Origin of the sequence: Mesorhizobium sp. M7A.F.Ca.US.006.04.2.1, from assembly GCF_004022915.1 — a bacterium.
GTDB classification, from domain to species: Bacteria; Pseudomonadota; Alphaproteobacteria; order Rhizobiales; family Rhizobiaceae; genus Mesorhizobium; species Mesorhizobium ciceri.
On sequence record NZ_RZQA01001287.1, the window covers coordinates 1 to 1,187 of the forward strand.

Sequence of the window (1,187 nt, forward strand, 5' to 3'; positions counted from 1 at the left end):
TGTCGGCACCTTGCTGGCGCCGGTGCTGAAGACCTATGCCGAGACCTATCCGCAGGTCGAGATATCGCTGGTCTGCGCCTCATCGCCAGAATTGACTGCTGCCCTTGCGGCCGGGACCATCGACCTTGCCGTGATCGAGGAATGCGCCGGCCCGTCGGCCGGCGAATGCCTCGTCGTTGACCGGCTGGTCTGGGTCGGTGCCAAGGGCGGCGTTGCCCGCGCCAAGCGGCCGCTGCCGGTCTCGATCGTCGCCGACACCTGCGCTTTCCGGCCGGCTGTGCTGGCGGCGCTCGGTGAGCATGGGCTGGAGTGGCGCACCGTGTTCGAGAACGGCAACATCGACGCGACGACCGCGACGGTGCGCTCCGACCTCGCCGTCACCACCTGGCTGGCCTCCACGGTGCCAGCCGATCTCGACATATTGCCATCGGAGTCCGGCCTGCCGCCGCTGCCGAATTTTGCCATCAACCTGCATCTGCCGAGGCATGGGGTAGGGCCCGCGGCGCAGGAATTCGCACGGCATATACGGGAAGGGCTGGCGCGGCGACCAGTCGCTGCTTGAAGCTTCTCAGAACTGGGGTTCCTCTCCCCCGTCGCTCTCCCCCCTCCGGAGGGAGAGGAAAGGTGCCAGCTGAGGTAGGTTCGCGCCGTTCCTCTACCCCGTCAACCGGGGGAGAGGTGTCGAGCGAAGCTCGACGGAGTGGGGGTCGATCTTTCATCGTGGGGCGAGGAACCCAGGTCCTGCTACTTCCAATTCCTGCGCCGCTCGAGCTCGGCTTCCGACGGCTCTCCCGTGACAAACGACCCGACCTTGACCTCGCCCGCGCGTTCGTAGGTCGCCATGATGACGCCGGTGCCGGTTGCCTGCGACTTAATGAGCTTGAAGGCGGCCGGGATCGCGCTGTCGCCGAACAGCCGCTTGCCGTTACCCAGCAACAGCGGGAAGACCATCAGCCGGATCTCGTCGATCAGCCCGTTGGCGAGCAGCGTTCGGATCAGGTTGCCCGATCCCTGGATGAGCAGGTCGGGTCCATCCTCCTGCTTGAGGCGGCGCAACTCCGCAACGATATCAGGCCCGAGCGATTGCGTGTTCTGCCAGGTGAGGGTGTCGGGCCGATGCGTCGCGACATATTTGGTCGCAGGGTTGAAGGCATCCGCGATCGGATCTTTCTGATATTGCCAGTAGG

2 protein-coding genes are annotated in these 1,187 nt (G+C 65.4%); one reads left to right on the forward strand and one right to left on the reverse strand.

The window, feature by feature from the left end; genetic code table 11:
- A partial coding sequence (locus tag EN925_RS36685) for a LysR substrate-binding domain-containing protein (RefSeq protein WP_245487433.1) occupies positions 1–562 on the forward strand: 562 nt, incomplete at its 5' end.
- A gap of 182 nt (positions 563–744) precedes the next feature.
- Here the strand turns inward: EN925_RS36685 and EN925_RS36695 are convergent.
- Positions 745–1,187: dihydrofolate reductase family protein (locus tag EN925_RS36695; RefSeq protein WP_128337409.1), on the reverse strand; the 443-nt coding region annotated here is incomplete at its 5' end.